General features: G+C 41.6%; 15 protein-coding genes. 1 reads left to right on the forward strand and 14 read right to left on the reverse strand.

Features of this window, described 5'->3' with window-relative positions; all coding sequences use genetic code 11:
* Nucleotides 1-77: 77 nt before the first annotated feature.
* The 11 genes from DFP77_RS13225 to purU form a co-directional block, all read right to left on the reverse strand.
* A complete protein-coding gene (locus DFP77_RS13225; protein WP_181858558.1) occupies nt 78-365 on the reverse strand; it encodes a hypothetical protein in 288 nt (95 codons plus the stop codon).
* A 634-nt stretch (nt 366-999) separates the two neighbouring features.
* Nucleotides 1,000-2,391: a formimidoylglutamate deiminase gene (locus DFP77_RS13230; protein WP_114412722.1), complete on the reverse strand. Its 1,392-nt coding sequence runs from the start codon at nt 2,389-2,391 to the stop codon at nt 1,000-1,002.
* A 328-nt stretch (nt 2,392-2,719) separates the two neighbouring features.
* A complete protein-coding gene (locus DFP77_RS13235) occupies nt 2,720-4,954 on the reverse strand; it encodes a TRAP transporter permease (RefSeq protein ID WP_114412723.1) in 2,235 nt (744 codons plus the stop codon).
* Nucleotides 4,947-5,462 carry a DUF1850 domain-containing protein gene (locus DFP77_RS13240; RefSeq protein ID WP_181858559.1) on the reverse strand — a complete coding sequence of 172 codons (516 nt, stop codon included), beginning with the start codon at nt 5,460-5,462 and terminating at the stop codon, nt 4,947-4,949. Before DFP77_RS13240 ends, DFP77_RS13235 begins: the two co-directional genes overlap by 8 nt.
* The gene (locus DFP77_RS13245) at nt 5,440-6,408 is read right to left on the reverse strand and encodes a TAXI family TRAP transporter solute-binding subunit (protein WP_114412725.1); all 969 of its coding nucleotides are present in this window, start codon (nt 6,406-6,408) and stop codon (nt 5,440-5,442) included. Before DFP77_RS13245 ends, DFP77_RS13240 begins: the two co-directional genes overlap by 23 nt.
* 307 nt (nt 6,409-6,715) lie before the next feature.
* Nucleotides 6,716-7,306 carry an aminomethyltransferase family protein gene (locus DFP77_RS13250; RefSeq protein WP_114412726.1) on the reverse strand — a complete coding sequence of 197 codons (591 nt, stop codon included), beginning with the start codon at nt 7,304-7,306 and terminating at the stop codon, nt 6,716-6,718.
* Nucleotides 7,306-10,224, reverse strand: coding sequence for an FAD-dependent oxidoreductase (locus DFP77_RS19965; RefSeq protein ID WP_114412727.1), 2,919 nt, complete (start codon nt 10,222-10,224; stop codon nt 7,306-7,308). The genes DFP77_RS13250 and DFP77_RS19965 overlap by 1 nt, the downstream gene beginning before the upstream one ends.
* Nucleotides 10,221-10,532 (reverse strand): sarcosine oxidase subunit delta, encoded by a 312-nt coding sequence (locus DFP77_RS13260; protein WP_114412728.1) that lies wholly within the window; start codon nt 10,530-10,532, stop codon nt 10,221-10,223. Before DFP77_RS13260 ends, DFP77_RS19965 begins: the two co-directional genes overlap by 4 nt.
* A gap of 25 nt (nt 10,533-10,557) precedes the next feature.
* Complete coding sequence (locus DFP77_RS13265; protein ID WP_114412729.1) at nt 10,558-11,805, reverse strand: FAD-dependent oxidoreductase; 1,248 nt, start codon at nt 11,803-11,805, stop codon at nt 10,558-10,560.
* A 44-nt stretch (nt 11,806-11,849) separates the two neighbouring features.
* Nucleotides 11,850-12,710 carry a bifunctional methylenetetrahydrofolate dehydrogenase/methenyltetrahydrofolate cyclohydrolase FolD gene (folD, locus tag DFP77_RS13270; RefSeq protein WP_114412730.1) on the reverse strand — a complete coding sequence of 287 codons (861 nt, stop codon included), beginning with the start codon at nt 12,708-12,710 and terminating at the stop codon, nt 11,850-11,852.
* A gap of 20 nt (nt 12,711-12,730) precedes the next feature.
* Nucleotides 12,731-13,585: a formyltetrahydrofolate deformylase gene (gene purU, locus DFP77_RS13275; protein WP_114412731.1), complete on the reverse strand. Its 855-nt coding sequence runs from the start codon at nt 13,583-13,585 to the stop codon at nt 12,731-12,733.
* 188 nt (nt 13,586-13,773) lie between these two features.
* Between purU and DFP77_RS13280 the strand changes: the two genes are divergently transcribed.
* The gene (locus tag DFP77_RS13280) at nt 13,774-14,529 is read left to right on the forward strand and encodes an IclR family transcriptional regulator (RefSeq protein WP_114412732.1); all 756 of its coding nucleotides are present in this window, start codon (nt 13,774-13,776) and stop codon (nt 14,527-14,529) included.
* A 72-nt stretch (nt 14,530-14,601) separates the two neighbouring features.
* On the opposite strand, the gene DFP77_RS13285 is transcribed toward DFP77_RS13280, so the two are convergent.
* From DFP77_RS13285 to DFP77_RS13295, 3 genes are all read right to left on the reverse strand, one after another.
* Entirely contained in the window at nt 14,602-16,065 is a 1,464-nt protein-coding gene (locus DFP77_RS13285) for an NAD-dependent succinate-semialdehyde dehydrogenase (RefSeq protein WP_114412733.1), read from the reverse strand.
* 37 nt (nt 16,066-16,102) lie between these two features.
* Nucleotides 16,103-17,740: a BCCT family transporter gene (locus DFP77_RS13290; RefSeq protein ID WP_258861163.1), complete on the reverse strand. Its 1,638-nt coding sequence runs from the start codon at nt 17,738-17,740 to the stop codon at nt 16,103-16,105.
* A gap of 221 nt (nt 17,741-17,961) precedes the next feature.
* A complete protein-coding gene (locus DFP77_RS13295; RefSeq protein WP_114412734.1) occupies nt 17,962-19,452 on the reverse strand; it encodes an aldehyde dehydrogenase in 1,491 nt (496 codons plus the stop codon).
* Nucleotides 19,453-19,455 lie beyond the last annotated feature (3 nt).

A 19,455-nucleotide genomic window follows, 5' to 3' on the forward strand; every position in this document is an offset into this window, starting at 1 on the left:
AAACTGGCAGCCAATAGGTGATGTGGAATTAAATCCAGAGCAACACAAAGACGCTGCTTAATTATTTTAGGCGACAACTACCTTGAAAGACGCCGAAGGTGTTTATCAGCAGCATGAAATATTGATTCAAAATCAACAGGAGAAACTAATGTTTCTTGATAACTCTCTATTGCATCAACCGTTTGGCGTCTCAACCACTCGATATAGGGAGTGCTCCTAGCTTTTGGGTATGAACAAAGAAGAATAACTCGATCAAAGGAAAAATTCGCCAAAGTAGACGATATAGGTGCATCTAATGGCATATCAGAGATAGCAGCCCTTAAATCTGTATCACCAACCCATGAAAAAAGTACTTTTTCCGCCACAAATACATCCCTAATAAAAACAACTGCTTAGTAATTGTAAAGATTACTACAGTTTCTCGCTCAACACATCATTGGAAAAATAGAGTAAAGGTCACTAATTTCACCAGTGTTTAGTCGCATGGGACATAAATGGGCCAAAGGTGGGACAAAAATGGGCCAAAATCAGATACAAAAAAGCCGAACACTAGGTTCGGCTTTCGTAACTTACTGAGTAGTAAGTATAAATTTTGGTAGGACTAAGCAGATTCGAACTGCTGACCTCTACCATGTCAAGGTTACTCTGAATATTCCCTTACATGGCAATGAACTACTTTATATAACGTATTCAATGCCTTAGTAAACACACATCCTTTGAATCAAAGCAATATAAGGCAATAAAACTCAATATCAGGGGATTTTGGCCCATTTTGATCCCATTTTGGCCCATGACCTCTACCCTTCGAATCAAAGCATCTCAAATTAGCCCATACTTTCAAGGCAAAAATATCTATAAATACATGGCTTCAATTACTTTGAATCAAAGCATACTTTTGGACATTTTTTCTGCTTTGATTCGTAGTAAAATAAGGTTTACGCACAACTATAAGCTTTTAGCATCAGAAAAGAGCTAAAATATATTTAGGAAGATTATTGCTTATTTGTACATAATTTTCTTGATAACCTGCGTAAACGCCTTTTGACTACTCTCTTCATACTCATGCTTAAAATCACAAATAACTTGTTGCCCAGCAACAAAAACATCTTTTATTAGATTTTCATTGCAAGCAAAAACCCAGCGATTAAGTAGATCTTTACTCTCACTAGCATCAATAAAAGGATGCTTACTATCAAGCACCATAAAGTCCGCACGGTTCCCTAAAGCTAACCCTAATGACACATCGCAAGCTTGATTACCGCCTAGCAACGCCTGCTGAAAAAGATGATCGCCAATATGATTTTGTGCTGCGCAATGCAAGCGATTACGCTGTTGATCACGCAAGCGTTGACTGTATTCTAAACTACGCAGCTCTTCGATAACCGATAAGCTAACATGACTGTCAGAACCAATGCCCCAGCGGCCTTTTGCATTTTCATACGCAACCGCAGGAAAAATACCATCACCGAGATTAGCTTCAGTAGTAGGGCATAATCCCGCTACCGAATTACTGCTAGCAATTGCGTTTAGCTCACTGTTATCAAGGTGTGTTGCATGCACTAAACACCAACGCTCATCCAAACCGATCTCATTATGTAACCATTGAACTGGACGTAGCCCACTCCAATTAAGACAGTCCTGTACTTCCTTTTGTTGCTCAGCAATATGAATATGAATTGGCATAGATTTATTAAGGCTCTCTAACACAGTCTCAATCTGTTCTTTCGTTACGGCTCGCAAGGAATGAAAGCAAATGCCAAGTTTGTGTCTAACATCATTAGACCTATCCCCTGATATGGCCTTTTCACAGGCATGATGAAGCGCTAAATAGGAATCGCAAGAATGAATAAAACGCACCTGGCCAGCATTGGGTATTTGCCCCCCAAAACCTGAATGAGAGTACAGTACAGGTAATAAAGTAATTCCAATACCTGATTGATCAGCAGCCTGTAATAATTGCATAGCCATTTCTGCAGGCTGTTGGTAGGCATTCCCACCAACTCCATGATGCAAATAATGAAATTCCCCAACCTGTGAATAGCCTGCTTTTAGCATGTCGATATAAAGCTGTGTAGCAATAACTTGCACATCATTTGGCGTAAGCTTTTGTACAACTTTATACATTAAGTCACGCCAACTCCAAAAACTATCACTGGGGTTTAAGCTAACTTCGGCAACACCAGCCATTACCCTCTGAAAAGCATGAGAATGTAAATTGGCAAGTGTTGGCAAAACTGGACCAGATAAAAGAACATCTTGATTTTGCTCCTTACTATCAGGAGCGATATCGTAAATAAGGCCATTTTGTATAGTAAAACGAACATTATGCGCCCAACCTTGAGGTAACAAAGCGCGCTTTGCAAAATATCCTTGTCTATAAGAATTCTGCATTACAATTGGATCCTTGTTAAATTAATAGTAAAAAGAACTCTCTGCTTAAATATATAAACCTACTCGACGAGTACTATTTAGAAAACTTATCTAAGTAGTTTTAAAATAAAACATATAGAATCTCATTTAAACCGATCATCTAATTTTAGAAGTAAAAAGGATAAACTTAAACTGAAAAGTTAGGCCGTTACATTCATAACGACATTTCATTTAAAACAATTATTCGCTTGAATATTTTCATATCGTAAACACCTTCCAATCTTTCAAAGATTGGAAGGTTTAATAAGCCATATTAAAATATGTTTAATCAATATTAGAAATAGAGTTCCTAAGAACCTAAAGAAAGCTGACGATTACCGGTAATATAGTTACGGGAAAGTATGGTTATCACAATAACCGAAGATAGAGCGATTAACCAAGGATTGTTACCTACCAAAACTAACCCTGCGATGGTAAGTACTCGCTTCTGAAATGTACTTAATTCCGAATTAAAAAAACCTATATAAGCCGCAGACAAAGCAACAATACACAAAATGCCACTAAACATAGCGAGTGCAAATTCAACCACATCAAAGTTAAGAAAAAGCAAGCTTGGAGCATAGATAAACATGAAAGGTACTAAGGCTTTCCCCATAGACAGTCTAAATGCTGTTACACCAGTCCTCATTGGTTCAGAGCCAGCAATCCCAGCGCCCGCATAAGCTGCTAATGCAACTGGGGGAGTAACGTCAGCCAAAACGCCGTAATAAAATATGAAAAAGTGAGAGGCTAATATAGCAACCCCAAAATCATCTAAGGCGGGAGCTACAATGGACGCAAGGATTATATAAGTTGGCGTAGTAGGTATACCAGCCCCCATCAAAATACACGCAATGGCTACTAAGACCAGCGCAAAAAACAATATCACACCAGATTGATCAAGTAGACCGAAAGGTATTAAAGCTGAGAACCAAATTCCTAAATCTGTTGCTAGCCCAACAATAGCGCCAGAAAACTTAAAGCCTAGACCCGTAAGCGTTGTTACACCTAATAAAAAGCCAACGCATGCACAGGCAGCTGTAATAGCAATGGATTGTTTTGCACCTTCCTCTAAACCCTGCACTAATTTTTTAGGAGTTAAAACACTGTCTGCATCGAGTCTAGTAAATCCCAATGGTTTTAAAAATAATGGAATATATGAGCAAACAACCGTCAATATAATGCCCCAGAATGCCGCTAAAAATGGAGTAAACTGCATTAATAGCATGGAAATCATTACGATCAATGGAATCATTTGGTGCCAATGACGGGCAATGACATTGGATAGCCTTGGAATATCTTCAGCTGGCATACCTTTCAATCCTAAGCGCCTGGCTTCAAAATGAACCATACACAAGGCTGCTAAGTAATGAAATGCGGCAGGGATAATTGCAACAAGTATGAGTTCATTATAGGGGACACCAAGCATTTCAGACATTACAAACGCTGAAGCCCCCATAATTGGAGGAGTAATCTGCCCTCCGCAAGAGGAAGCGGCCTCTGTTGCTGCAGCGAATCTGCCGCTAAACCCATATTTCTTCATCATTGGAATGGTAAAAGCTCCTGTGGTAACCGTATTCGCCACTGGAGAGCCTGATATCATGCCAAAGAATCCTGATGAAACAACAGATACTTTAGCTGGTCCGCCAACATAACGCCCGGACAACACCGAGGCTAGGTCGATAAATAATTTCCCGAGGCCCGAAGCTTGAGCAAGAACACCAAATAAAACAAAATGAAAAACATAGGTAGCGACAACACCGATGGCAATACCATAAATACCTTCGGTCCCCAAATATAGGTGCTCAACCAAGCGGATAATATCATACCCGCGATGCGCCATCATTCCAGGTAGCGATTGACCAAAAATGGCATACAATAAAGATACTACGCCAATGATAGATAATGACTCTCCCATTGTACGTCTAGCGGCTTCCAGCACCAATAAAATAGCCATCCCCCCCATGATGTATTCTTGTGGTTGCGGGAAGCCAATATTTGTTACGAAAATGTCTTGAAAAAAGAAGACAAGATATCCAGAAAAACTTGCGCCCATAATTGCCAATAGCCAATCTAGCACGCCAACACTATCTCTTTTACCTTTCAAAAAAGAAAGAGGTAAAGCAGACACAGAAATAATGATAGTAAATAAGTAAATACCATACATCTGCCAAGTATCTATTTGTCCAGATAAGGCTGTTGCAAGTTGATTACCGATAAACAAATAAAACACACCATAAGCAAAACCCAACACCATACTCAATGGCTTATTTTTTGGCTCCCTGCGCGGAAAAACAAGAAATAACAATCCCATGATAAAAGTAAGATGTGTTGCTCTATGCGATATTTCATTCAATAAACCAAACCCTGATGTATAAACATGAAACAAACTTAATACAACACATGTCACAGTTATGAATAGCTTCAAAAAACCTCTCGAATTACGAAAATTACTTTCACTATCGTATTTTTTAACTAGGTTATCGAGCTCTTCTTGACTCAATATAGCTTCATTGTCATTTGTTTTTTCATGAGATTTATTCATTTTCTATCACCGTCTTCATGCCTGATTCACAGGATTTTATTGGGACAATATGAAGGCCAATATCAGACCATTGATTAAGGTTCACCATAACATCCGCTGTATGAAGCCTATTCTGAAACCTACTATCCGTTCGAACAATAAGGTCGTGGATTGCTCGATTAAGCTTTAAAATAAACTCACCATTTTTAGACTCAAAGGAATAAGCGTCAGGTTCATTCACCAGCGATGGTAACCCTTGTCCGTGCGCTAAAAAATGTTCGGCCGTCTGAAGAATAGACAGCTGTCCTCCTTTAGAAATAACAACATATTTATCAATAACAGGAGTAAGAGAAACGGAATGGATGAACGTTAAGTCAAAGCTATCATCACGCAATTCAATACATTCTAAAAATTTCTCGCTTCTAGTTTGGCTAATACTTAACGCAGTCCCAAATGAAGGAAAAGAGGTCGCAAAAGATGCGACCCCCACCCCAAGCAAAGAAATCTTATTTAATAAGGCCTTTTTCACGATAATAACGCTCAGCACCTGGGTGTATAGGAATAGAGATAGACTCCAAAGCGGTTTTAAGGGTAATTTCTTTACCTTTAACATGCACTTTTGCCAAAGTATCTGTATTTTCATACAAAGCTTTGGTCACTGCATAAGCTACGTCATCGGATAATTCCGAATGTGTAGCCCAAATAGCGCGAACCGCAATAGTCTCAATATCCTTATCGATTCCTTTATAAGTACCTGCTGGCAAAATTACTTTTGCATAATATGGCTGACTTTTACGCAATTTTTCAATTGGAGCGCCAGATAACGGAATGATATTCACATCATGGCTATTAGACAGCTCAACAATAGAGGAAGTTGGGGAACCTGCCGTGATTAAAGACGCGCTTAAGTTACCGTCTTTTATCTTCTCTGCAGATTGAGAGAACGAAGAATAATCTTCTTTTACATCACTACGTTCCATACCGTAAGCGGCAAGCAGATCGCCCAGTAACTGCCATTGGCCTGAGCCTGGTGACCCTGAACTAACTGACTTACCTTTCAAATCAGAAAAGCTTTTAATATCAGGTTGTGATACTAGTTGAACTGTTTCTGGGTAAAGTGCGCCTAACGCACGTAAATTTTTAATGGCTTTTCCATCAAACTGACTTTTACCGTTATAGGCTGCATCTAGCACATCCGCCGCTACAAAAGCAGACTCAATGCCTCCACGTCCTAACAAAGTCGCGTTTGCAACAGAAGCGTTACCAGTTTCTGCTGTTGCAGATATTTTTTTATCTCCCAAATCGGAGTTATTAGATATAACCTGCGCAAGCATCCCCCCAAGAGGATAATACGTGCCTCCTGTACCGCCGGTAGCAATCCCGAAAAACACACGATCTTGAGCCATCACACTGCCAGAAGCTAAACCTAAGCCTAACCCTACAGATACTAATAATGTACCTATTTTATTTTTCATAATTACATTCCTTTTTGTATTTTATATTAAAAAGAAAATCCTCATTGGGACTATCGATTTCTTACAACAACGACATAACACTAAAAATGATCATCTTTTAATGTATTAGATTTTTTTGCAAAAAACATCACAAACTCAAAAATCTACAAATTTCATACGACATAATACAAATATAAAAAAAAAGTACCTATACGAAGAAAAGAAAGCAGCAGCTACCCTGCTACTTTCTTTTAACAACAAAATAGATCAGTAAAGTGATTTACTTAAAAAAAGCAATATCCGCTTTTTTTAATAGGATATAAACCATTCAGACAAACTCTGACGCAGCATCTGCCAAGGCTTCCCATAAATATTGAGAGCTGGCCAAGTCAGAAAGTAAGAGAAAATACTCCTTCCCCTTCCCTTCCTGTCTGGTCACTATCGCATTGGTCCGAGCAACTGACGTTTGAGCAATGCTACCGATTGGAAATACACTACGCCTTAAATCAACACCGCACACTTTAGAAAACATGGTTGCCGTTTGCTCACCTTTAAATAAGAAGCAAGCATGACTGTGTTGACAAAATAAACGGTACACATCATCTAAGCCTTTTGCACCAAGCTCTAGCGTTTCAATTAATTCATGGTGAGTATTCTCAATATCTACCAGCCAAAATTCGGATTTACTTAAGCGCAATACGACAAGACTCTCGTCAAAAAGCAGCGATTGATTTGGCTCACTAGGAATAGGCAAACCTTGCGACGTCAAAAAGTTCTCTACGCCCATCCCCCTAAAGCCAACTCTCGAATGTACGGTGCAATCTTGACTTTTAATACTGGCGTTAGATAACCCAGAATGAGTTAAATCAAGCATATTTTTGCGTAAGCTAGGCACTGAACTTAAATTAAAAGATTCCATTACAACACCTCCTGACGAGCATTGTTTGCATCATAAAAAGGGAGTTTAACGACTTCTGCCATGACGACTTCACCCTTATCAACTCGAATAGGGAATGTTGAACCGACTTCTTGCTGATCGATTCCAACAAATGCCATGCCGATATTTGCCCCCATCGTACTGGAATATTCTGAAGAGGTAATATTGCCCGTAATGGCGCAATCTACTTGGCTGGCATTGGCCAAGACTAAATGACCCTCTTTAGGTCGTGTTGCCTGCGAATCTAATTTAAAACCAACCAATTTTCGAGTCTGTTTTCGTGCCATAACAATGTCGACAGATCGACTGCCGACAAAAAACGGCTTCTTACGATTAATCGCCCAATTTAAAGAAAGCTCACCTGGATGCGACATGCCATCTGTATCTTGGCTTACAATAATATGGCCTTTTTCCAAACGCAGTAATCGCTGAGTTTCGACACCAAATGGTTTCATTTCAAACTCTTTCCCAGCATCCATTAACCGATCCCAAATACCCTCACCAAACAAGCTAGGCATGTGTATTTCATATCCTAATTCTCCGACAAACCCGACTCTCAATAATCGCACAGGCACACCGTCTATCGTGCCTTCTTTATAGGCTAGATAAGGAAAGGCCTCGTTTGAAAAGTCCACATCAAAACAGACCTTACTCAGCACTTTTCTAGCAAGAGGACCTGCCACGTTGACGGCAGAAAAAGCGGATGTGACGTTGGCAATATCGACTTTTAAGCGCCATTGCGCGTTCCATTTTGTCATTTCACGATACACAGCATCCACTCCACTGGTGGTTGCCGTAACGTAGAAATGATCTTCAGCGATACGACAGGCAACGCCATCATCCACAACCACACCCTGCTCATTCGTTAAAACGGCATAGCGTGTTTTGCCAATTGGCTGTTTCAAAAATCCAAAAGTATAAATACGGTTAACAAATTCAGCCGCATCTGGACCTCGAACTTCTAGGCCACCCAAGGTACTGACATCAATCATACCAACCGCATTACGAACCATTTCTGCTTCTTGCTGAATCAACTTGTCGCGATTAACAGGATCACCGTAATACGCTGGGCGACGCCAAATGCCAGCTGGGATCATATGAGCACCCAGTTCTAAATGACGCTGATGCATTGGCGTATATTTGTGAGGGCTAAATATACGACCCGCAATATGGGCTAATTTTTCTGGAACAAATGGTGGTCTGGCTGTTGTTACACCCGTTTCAGTCACGGTTCGGTTCGTTGCCTCTGCGACCAATCGAGCCGTCGGTAATGCCGAGTGACGACCTTGAGATGGCCCCATTCCAACCGTAGAAAATCGTTTGACTAACTGCACATCCCGATAACCTAGGCGAGTGGCATTGACGATGTCTTTAGCCTGTAGATCTTCATCAAAGTCGACAAAATCTTTGCCTTTAGGGTGTTTAAAGATAGGCCAAGGAAAGTTCGTCTGCTTAACACAAGACACCACTTCAGGCTCACTACTTGGGATCCCCAATGATGTTAAGCTTTTGTATGCCGCTAACTCACCATCACGGATCACGGCATCTAATTCATGAACACCATTTGCAGACCCTGCCACATAGAGATTTTTAGGCAAATTAGTCAGTGAAAAACGCGCACTGTCATCGTTATAGCTAAGTTTCGCCCCAGCCTGACAAAGCAATTGGTAAACCGGCATATAACCTGCGGACATACACAACAAGTCGCAAGGAATCGTTACGCCACCAGCAGAAACCTGTCCTTTCCCTGTGATGTCATGCACTTGAACAGCAGATAAGCGCTTCTTATCAGAGCTAGGCAAGGCTTCATAAACAGTCGCATTTAAGCGTATCTTTATGCCTTGTTCTGCCACGGCTTTTTGTAAGGCCTCATCCGCTCCGTTGGGACGCATATCAACAATGACAGGGACTTGCACACCATTCCTAACTAACTCAAGAGCACATAGATACCCATCATCATTGCCTGTCAGCACTACTGCTTTGTTTGCGGGTTTAATCGCATATTGAGACATAAGTCGCATCGCTGCACTCGACATCACCACACCTGGCACATCGTTATTACGAAAGACAACATGTTGTTCAAACGCTCCAGACGCGACGATGCATTGCTTGGCTCGCGCTTTATACATGCGATTGCCCTGAATAATGGGCAAGTAATTATCGGTAAACCAACCATTACAGGTTGCGTTATTCAATATCGTGATGTTTGAGTGATTTACAACACTCTCTGTAAGCTGAGTTCTTAACTCGTTAGCACGTACTCCTTCTACATCAAAACGATGGTAGGTCAGAGCGCCCCCTAATATAGGATTTTCATCAACCAATAACACACTTGCGCCTGCATCAGCGGCTTTCAATGCTGCAGCGAGACCAGCAGGACCGGCACCTATTACGGCAACATCATGAAATAAATAGGCTTTATCATGGTAAACAGGCTTAAAGGTGAGATCGGCAAAGCCTAATCCTGCTTTTTTACGTATAAAGGGTTCCCATTTATCCCAGATTCCAATTGGCTTATAAAATGCGCGGTAATAAAATCCCACTGGCATAAACCGTCCTGCATAGGACAATTTTGCATCCTTATCATTTTCAAGAGAGCCGTTATAGTTTTGCCCAACAACCTCCAAATCAGCACGAATAAAGTGTTTGTCAGCTAATACATTCGGCTCGCTTTTGAGCTGAACTAACGTATTGGCATCTTGACCCGCCATGGTTAATGGACCGCGTGGTCGATGGTATTTAAATGAGCGCGACATTAGCCACTGATCATTGGCGATCAAGGCACTGGCTATCGTATCGCCTTCCACGCCTTGGTAACGCTGCCCCTCAAACATGAAGTTGATCGTTTTGTCGCGTTTAATGTATAAGCCTAATGGGGCTGGTAGTCGATTTATGCTCATACAGTTTTCTCCTCAGCTGATTCCGGTGCGCTTTCAAACTCAACTCGTTTGTTAAACAGCTCAGATGGATCATAGGTTTTAAGAATTTCATCACTAGCAGTATGGCGTTCTGCAATAAACCAATAGCCAGAAGGCGAGTGAAACCACCACTCTGTCACCACTCGAATGGTATTTTCAGAATAAAAAACATACTCAGCCCACTCTTTATCCGAACAGGTTAAAGCGTTAGGCATGGCTTTCACTTCACCACCATAAACAAATTCGCTTATATTTCTTGGCCCATTTAACGGGCAGTTCATAATTTTCATATTGCCTCCTATTCTAGGAAATCTCTTAGTGACTAGCTGCTGTGGCGCCCATTTCATTCACTTGACGAAACTCATCAAAACGATCCATGGAAAATGGCGCAATTAACTCTGGCACTTTGCCGCCACTTGCCACTAGCTCAGCCATTGATTTCCCGCAAATAGGGGTTGATTTGAATCCCCATGTCCCCCAACCGGCATCAAGGTAATAATTCTCAACAGGGCTTAAGCCCATGATAGGGCTGTAATCAGAGGTCATATCAGTAATGCCGGCCCATTGGCGCATCAATTTCAGGTTCGTCATGAAAGGGAACATTTCAACCGCACTTGCCAATAAGCTTTCTTTTAAATCAAGAGTCGAGCGTGTGTTATAAAGTGGATAAGGATCAGATCCGCCACCAAATACAATTTCGCCTCGTCCGGTTTGCTGTACATAACAATGCAATGCAGATGAGCTAACCAATGGATCAAGAAAAGGTTTGACAGGTTGAGTCACCATGGCTTGAAGAGGGTAAGTGGTAATCGGCATTTTGATGCCCGCCATGGCCGCAACAATTGAGCTATGACCTGCCACGGCCTGAACAATACAACCGCAAGTGACGGTACCTCGGTTGGTTTTGACCCCTGTCGCCTTACCATTTTCGACAATAACATCCGTGACTTCAGTCAATTGATGAAGCTCAACACCACGTTGAGTGGCCCCTTTTGCATAACCCCAAGCAACAGCGTCGTGACGCGCCGTCGCGCCATCAATGTGCCACAAGCCCGCCAAAATAGGCATATCAGCTGGATTCATATTCAAAGTTGGCACAAGTTCTTTAATTTGTTGAGGGTCAATTAGCTCAGTCTTACCGCCAAAATGTGTATTCACTTCTGTACGCTGACGGAATGATCGAACCGTCGAATCTGTGTGCGCCAGTGTCAATTGTCCACGAGAGGAATACATGATATTGAAGTCAAACTCATTCGAAAGCCCTTTAAACATATCAACGGACTCTTTATAAAACTTAACCCCTTCAGAGGTAAGATAATTAGAGCGAATCACCGCTGTATTCCGTGCTGTATTACCACCACCAAGATAACCTTTTTCTAAAATAGCGACGTTAGTAATACCGTGGTATTTGGCTAGGTAATAAGCCGTTGCGACACCGTGTCCGCCCCCACCAATAATGACAACATCGTAATGTTTTTTAAGTTCCGTAGGGGACGGTAAATCAACATCATTTTCAAATGGGTAGTCGTTTTTTAAACCGTATTTAAGTAGTGAAAAAGGCATTTATCAGCTCCTTAGAAAATATAAATTCGTATTCGACTAAACACCTAGTTGAGTTGGTGCTGAGCGGCGGTTAAGGTGTTCTGCATAAGACAAGCAATGGTCATAGGGCCAACGCCACCAGGAACAGGTGTTATTGCGGATACTTTTGGAAATACAGCACTATAGTCGACATCCCCAACTAATTTTCTTTTGCCTGCTGATGAGATTTGATTGATACCAACATCTATGACGACTGCGCCGGGCTTTACCCAGTTTTCTTTAACAATAAGAGGTTGACCAACAGCAGCGACTAGAATGTCCGCACTACGACAGATCTCTTCAATATTTTGTGTACGAGAGTGCACAATCGTCACAGTACAATGGGATTGCAGGAGCAAATTGGCAATTGGCTTTCCTACAATATTAGAACGACCTATCACTACGGCATGCTTACCCGATAAACCATCAATATGTCGTTTCAGCATGATCATGCAACCCAATGGCGTACATGGCACAAGGACTTGTTGCCCCGTCACTAGCTTACCCACATTTTCCGGATGAAAACCATCGACGTCTTTTGAAGGTGAAATGGCTTCAATCACTCGGCTTTCAGATAAATGTGCAGGCAAAGGGAGCTGCACCAAGATGCCATGCACTGAGTTGTCTCGATTTAACTGATCAATTAATTCATCCAACTGCTGTTGCGTCGTTTCTTCTGGTAAATAATGCGCGATGGATTGAAGACCCGCCTGCTCTGAGCGTTTGATTTTATTGCGAACATACACGCTACTTGCAGGATCTTCACCGACTAAAACAACCGCTAATCCAGGCGTCACCTTGTATTTAAGTTTAAAAGCAGACACTTCTTTCGCCACGTTTTGGACAATTTCATCGGCAAGCTCTTTGCCATCAATCATAACTGTCATGATGCTCTCCCCTCATCGGACTACTTAAAAACCACTGTTTTATTGCCATACATGAACACTCGATGCTCAAGATGCATTCGAACCGCCGTCGCCAATGCCACTGTCTCGGTATCTCGACCGATTGCGACTAACCGTTCAGGAGAATAAGTATGATCCACAGGTTGAACGGACTGCGCTATGATTGGCCCTTCATCCAGATCCGATGTGACATAGTGTGCTGTAGCCCCAATGAGTTTAACCCCGCGTTGATGAGCTTGATGATATGGCTTGGCACCTTTAAACCCAGGTAAAAAGGAATGATGGATATTGATTGCGCGCCCATGTAATTTTTTACAAAGTGCATCTGATAAAATCTGCATATAACGAGCTAAAACCACTAAGTCCGTATTGGTTTCAGTAATGATGTCCAATAACGCCGCTTCTTGTTCAGCTTTGTTCTCTTTATTGACTGGTAAATGCACAAAACGAATGCCTTCCCGCTCAACCATAGGCCTTAAATCTCTATGATTTGACACTACCGCTGTAATGTCCATGGGTAACTCACCTTTGCGGTGACGGTATAAAAGGTCATCAAGACAGTGATCAAACTTACTGACCATCAGCAATACTTTTACAGGTTGGTTCTTATCTAAAATCTCCCAGTCCATATTGAAACGGGCAACCTGTGCATCAAAGTCCTCTCGAATTGACACAATAGTCTGAGCATTGCCTTCTATTCGACACTCGGCGCGCATAAAAAAGCGACTGCTTTCTTCATCATCAAATTGATGCATTTCAGAAATATAGCAATCATGCTCTGCAAGATAAGAAGACACCGCTGCCACAATGCCACTTGTAGCATCGCAGGAAGCCTTTAAAACGAACTCTTTAGACATATCACTAAACCTCAAATATAAAAGAATTATTCATATACAAATTAAAAAGTTTTATTTTTACGCTTTAAAAATCAGTTACATTCAAATATATTAAATTTAATTATTTTTGAAAGTAAAACAGCCAAAATTTTTAAAATAATACAAAATTAGTACGTATACGAAAAAATCAATCATATATGGAATAAAAGATGACAAAAAACACTGAATATCACGTTCCTGCGTTATCTCGAGGACTGCAAATAATTGAGATGTTTGATAAAGAAAGAAGAGTATTAAACACACAAGATTTTGCTGACAACCTAGGAGTGAGCGCATCCTCCACTTATCGTATAGTTCAAACCTTATTGGATATGGGTTATCTAAAGAAAGTCACCCGGAATGCTTACGAGCTTGGACCTCAAGTCGTTTCTCGTGGCTTTGCTTTTTTGGCTGGCAAAGATTTAGTCGATATCGCAGCACCTCATTTAAACGAGCTAAGAGACAGAACCTCTATTTCATGTCATCTAGGAATACGCGACGGATTAGAAACAGTTTATATTTATCGATCTCAAGCCTCTCAACGCTTATCGGTGAATATCCCGCTGGGGTCACGCTTGCCTTGCCATACAAATGCAATGGGGCGAGTGCTACTGCAACAACTCAGTGATATTGAGCTCAATGCCATGTATCAAACCCAGCAATTGGACTCCTATCCAGGCCCTTATCCTCAATCATTCCCTGAATTAAAAGCGCTTTTGAAAAAAGAATGGGATCAAGGCTATTCAAGCAACCGATCTGATAATGCAACCGCCATTGCTGTACCAATAACCAATTATTTAGGCAAAACTATAGCGGCTATCAACATATCTGGTGCCGACCAAGTCATGAATAACCAAGAACAATTTGAAGCCGCGAAAGAGGAATTACTCAATACAGCAAAAGCCATTTCACAGTTAACACCCTAAAAAATGGGCATCTCTGAAAATAAATTCAGAAATGCCCACCTTATTCAGATGTTATTAAAGCAACAACATTAATTAGATATCACCTAGACATAAATATTTGATTTCTAAGTAATCTTCTAGGCCATATTTCGAACCTTCACGCCCTTGGCCGGATTCCTTTACGCCACCAAATGGAATCATCTCAGAACTGATAGCCGTTTCATTAATACCAACCATTCCGTACTCTAGAGCCTCCCCAACTCTCCAAATGCGTGAATGGTCTTTTGTGTACATATAAGCAGCAAGTCCAAACTCAGTATCATTCGCCATAGCAACCGCTTCTTTTTCTGTACTGAACTTAAATACTGGAGCGACCGGACCAAATACCTCTTCCTTAGCAAGGCGCATGGAAGTATTCATATCCCTAAGCACGGTCGGCTGAAAGAAATAATCGCCATTATCGGCAACACTTCCACCAATACAAATTTTCGCCCCCTGACTCATTGCGTCATTCACCAAAGAGACGACACCAGCCACCGCCTTTCTAGTAATCAAAGGCCCCATTGTACTTTCAGAAGATACGCCATCGCCTAATACGAACTCTGATACACGAGCAGTGAAACGACTTATAAACTCTTCGTAAATAGAATCCTGAACTAAAATACGATTGGCACAAATACAGGTTTGACCAGCATTACGGAACTTCGCTACCAACGCACCTTCAATGGCTTTATCCAAGTCTGCGTCTTCAAATATTAAGACTGGCGCATTACCACCAAGCTCCATAGACGTTTTTTTAACTGTCTTAGCGGATTGCTCCATTAACAATTTACCAACCACGGTAGAACCAGTGAATGTGATTTTTTTCACAGTAGGATTCGAAGTTAGTTCTGCACCAATGGCTTTAGCATCAGTTCCGACAACCACATTAAAAACGCCAGCTGGAATACCTGCACGATCCGCTAATTGGGCTAGAGCTAACGCAGAAAGCGGTGTTTCTGATGCAGGTTTTAAAACAATCGTGCAACCTGCAGCCAGAGCAGGAGCAACCTTACGAGTAATCATGGCATTAGGAAAGTTCCAAGGTGTAATCGCTCCGACAACACCTACTGGCTGCTTTATCACTAAAGAACGTCTATCCGCAGTCGTATTAGGGAGAACATCGCCATAAATACGCTTTGCCTCTTCTGCAAACCACTCAATATAAGAGGCGCCATAAACCACTTCACCACGGGACTCCGAGATAACTTTTCCCTGCTCGAATGTCATGATTAAGGCAAGATCCTCTTGATTCTCAATAACAAGATCAAACCAGCGACGTAAAAGAGAAGAACGCTGTTTTGCCGGCATCACTTTCCATTTCTCAAAAGCAGCTTGCGCCGCTTCAATGGCATGTAATGTTTCTTTAGCCCCTAAATCCGCAACATTCGCAATAACCTCTCCGACAGCAGGGTTAAACACCTCAAAGGTTTTCCCGTTCTTATCATTAATCCATTGACCATTTATAAACCCTGCGTGCTTAAGTAACGAAAGGTCATTTAACTTTTGCTCTAACATACGTGCTCCATCGAAAAATTCTCTCCAGCCTATTTACTCAGTTTAAAGTAAGTACTTCATTTGGAGAGGTAGAGTTTGATTTAGATTGATCTTTTGCTTGAGGTTCACTACCGGCAAGATCCTCTTGGTTATAACAAATGCCATTTGCTTCATCACGCAACCCTTTCACCAGTGCCCAACACATAAATAATAAGACCACAGAGAAAGGTAACGCAGCGACAATCGAAGCTGTTTTAAGTGAGTCAAGCCCTCCTGCTATCAACAAAATAGCGGAAACAGCACCTAGTCCAAGTCCCCAAATAACACGTAAAAATCTAGGTGGATTTTTATCACCCAGTGAAATAATCGTACAAATCACCAAGGTTCCAGAATCCGCAGAAGTAACAAACCAAGTAACAATAAGAAACGTAGCAAGACCCGCTACAAGATTTGTTAAAGACGGTACGTTAATCGCTTCAATAGTGCTGTACAGTGCCAACGTCATATTTTCATTTACAATACCTGCCAAACTACCATCACCAAATATTTGAATATTTAATGCCGTTCCGCCAAAGACAATAATCCAAACGAAACCGCCTAGAGGAGGAATTATCAAAGCTGTTAACATAAACTGACGTATGGTGCGTCCACGGGAGATACGAGCAATAAACATCCCAACCAATGGACCCCAAGATAACCACCAGCCCCAATAGAAGATTGTCCACCAGCTCTGCCATTGGCGACTAGGGTCCGTATCAACCCAAAAGCCCATTGGAATAAAGTGAGTAAAATAATCACCCAGACTAGAAACCGTCATTTTTAGCAAAAATACTGTAGGACCAGCCAAAACAAAAAAACCAACAAGTAAAACACTTAAGCGAATATTCCAAATACTCAATATTCGAATACCTTTCCCCACCCCAGAAATGGCCGAAATAGTAGCTACAATAGAGACAATGGCAATTAATATGATTTGCGTCGTTGATGAAATTTCTATATCAAAAAGGTAATTCAAGCCTGCATTCATTTGTGACACACCTAGCCCTAACGTGGTGGCCGTTCCAAAAAGTGTGCTAAAGATGGCTAGAAAATCAACGGCATGTCCAATTGGTCCATAAATTTTATCACCTAGTAATGGATATAACCCTGAGCGGACAGTGAGTGGTAAACCTCTTCGATAACAAAAATAGGCTAAACAAAGACCAACTAAGATGTAGATAGCCCAACCATGAACCCCCCAATGGAACATGGTGATACGCAGTGCAATTTGCGCCGCTTCCACTGTATTAGGCTGTACATGCTCCATGTCTAAAAATGGATTCCCTTGAAGGTAGGTAATGGGTTCCGCGATACTCCAGAATAATAACCCTGTACCAATGGCACAACTGAATAGCATGGAGAACCAAGCGATGAAGCCAAATTCCGGCTTTTCATCGTCCTTACCTAAGCGAATATTGCCATAGCGACTCAAGGCAACCCAGATAGAGAAAAATAGTACAAAGCAAACAACAGCGATGTAATACCAACTCAGATTGCTTTGGATCCAAACATTGATTCCGTTTGCTATATTATTGGATAGCTCTACATTTAAAATTGAAAAAAGTACGAATGCCCCAACCATAAAAATGGAACCGTAGGACATGATGTTATACATTTTCTGGTGATTTTTTTTGTTTTCTGTACTGCTTGGTTTCATTACAACTCCTAAGCATAAGCCTTCAAATATATTATTTGAGTTTATTTTTATTGGTTTAGGCTGTTACAGCGCTTCTCTTTAAAAAATCTATACAAACCAGTAATTTAGAAATAGTTTGCTTAAGTACACAGACTCACCGCAATTGGAATCAGGTAAAAACATCCCCATCCGCTTACTAATGTGCAGATTCTAGATAATTAAAAGGCACGGATAACCTGTATTTATCGCATTACAAAAGGGTTCCCCATAGGCTCGCTTGAGGTACTGATCCAAGTGGTACGAACTCTAATGTAATCTTGAATGGCTTGAATGCCCGCTTCTCGTCCATAACCCGACTGGTTAATACCACCAAAAGGCGCCATGGGCGAAACCGCTCGATACGTATTAACCCAGCAAATGCCTGACTTAATTTGCTGTGATACACGCATTGCGCGTGCTAAATTTTCAGTGAAGACACCTGATCCAAGACCAAACTCAGAGTCATTCGCCAACACAATTGCCTCTTCTTCCATGTCAAAGCATGCTATTGATAAAACAGGGCCAAACAGTTCAACATGTAATGTTTCAATATCGTAAGTTGGGCATTCAACAATGGTTGGGGCAAAGTAATAATTAGACCCTAAGTCTTTTAAACGCGTTCCACCAGCTAGAATTAGACCGCCTTGATTTTTGGCTTTTTCTAACGCTCGCTCAATGCCTTCCAATTGTTCCAATGTACATAAAGGACCTATGTGACTAGTCGCATCCAACGGATTTCCAACCACAATGGCAGCCGTTTTTTCTAACAAGCGAGCCAAAATTTTGGGGTAAATCTCGCGCTGAACATAGACCCGAGAACCGGCAACACATGACTGACCAGAAGCGCCAAAATTGCCCGCGATAATACCGTTCGCTGCACTTTCGATATTGGCATCGTCAAAAACTAGGATTGGAGATTTCCCCCCCAACTCTAAAGAAGTCACGGCAAAGTTGTTCGCTGTATTTCTGACCACATGTTTGGCTGTTTCAGGACCACCCGTAAAAGCAAGACGATCAATATCTGGATGAGAAGTCAACGCAATCGCACAACCTTCAGCATCACCGGTAATAACAGAGACAACACCACTCGGAAATCCTGCTTTTTCAATCAACTTAGCAAATTCTAAAATAGCAATTGGAGCAATTTCAGATGCCTTGATTATCACCGTACAACCAGCCGCTAATGCAGGAGCCAGTTTTGTTGCGGTGAGGAACATTTGCGCATTCCAGGGTACAACGGCAGCCACAACGCCAATCGGTTCAGGCTTAGTAAAGACATGCATGTCCGGCTTATCAATCGGTAAAGTATGCCCTTCTATTTTGTCAGCTAAACCAGCGTAGTAACGGTAATATCCTGCCACGTATTTGGCTTGGCTTTTAGTTTCTGCTGCCAATTTACCACTGTCTGTGGTTTCTATTTCACCTAACACTTCCGAATGCTGCTCTAACAGATCAGCCAATTTATGCATTAAAACGCCACGCTGTGTCGGACTTAATCCGCCCCATTCTTTCTTAGAAAGTGCATGGCGTGCAGCTTTAACGGCACGATCAACATCTTCGGCTTCAGCCATAGCAAAGGTTGCCCAAGCTTCACCTGTCGCAGGATTCGTGGTTGTCATTAAACGGGCGCTGGCGCCATCAGTCCAGACACCATCAATGAGCAACTTATAATGCGGTAACTTATTATTAGACATGGA

The organism is Marinomonas foliarum (assembly GCF_003337275.1).
GTDB lineage: Bacteria > Pseudomonadota > Gammaproteobacteria > Pseudomonadales > Marinomonadaceae > Marinomonas > Marinomonas foliarum.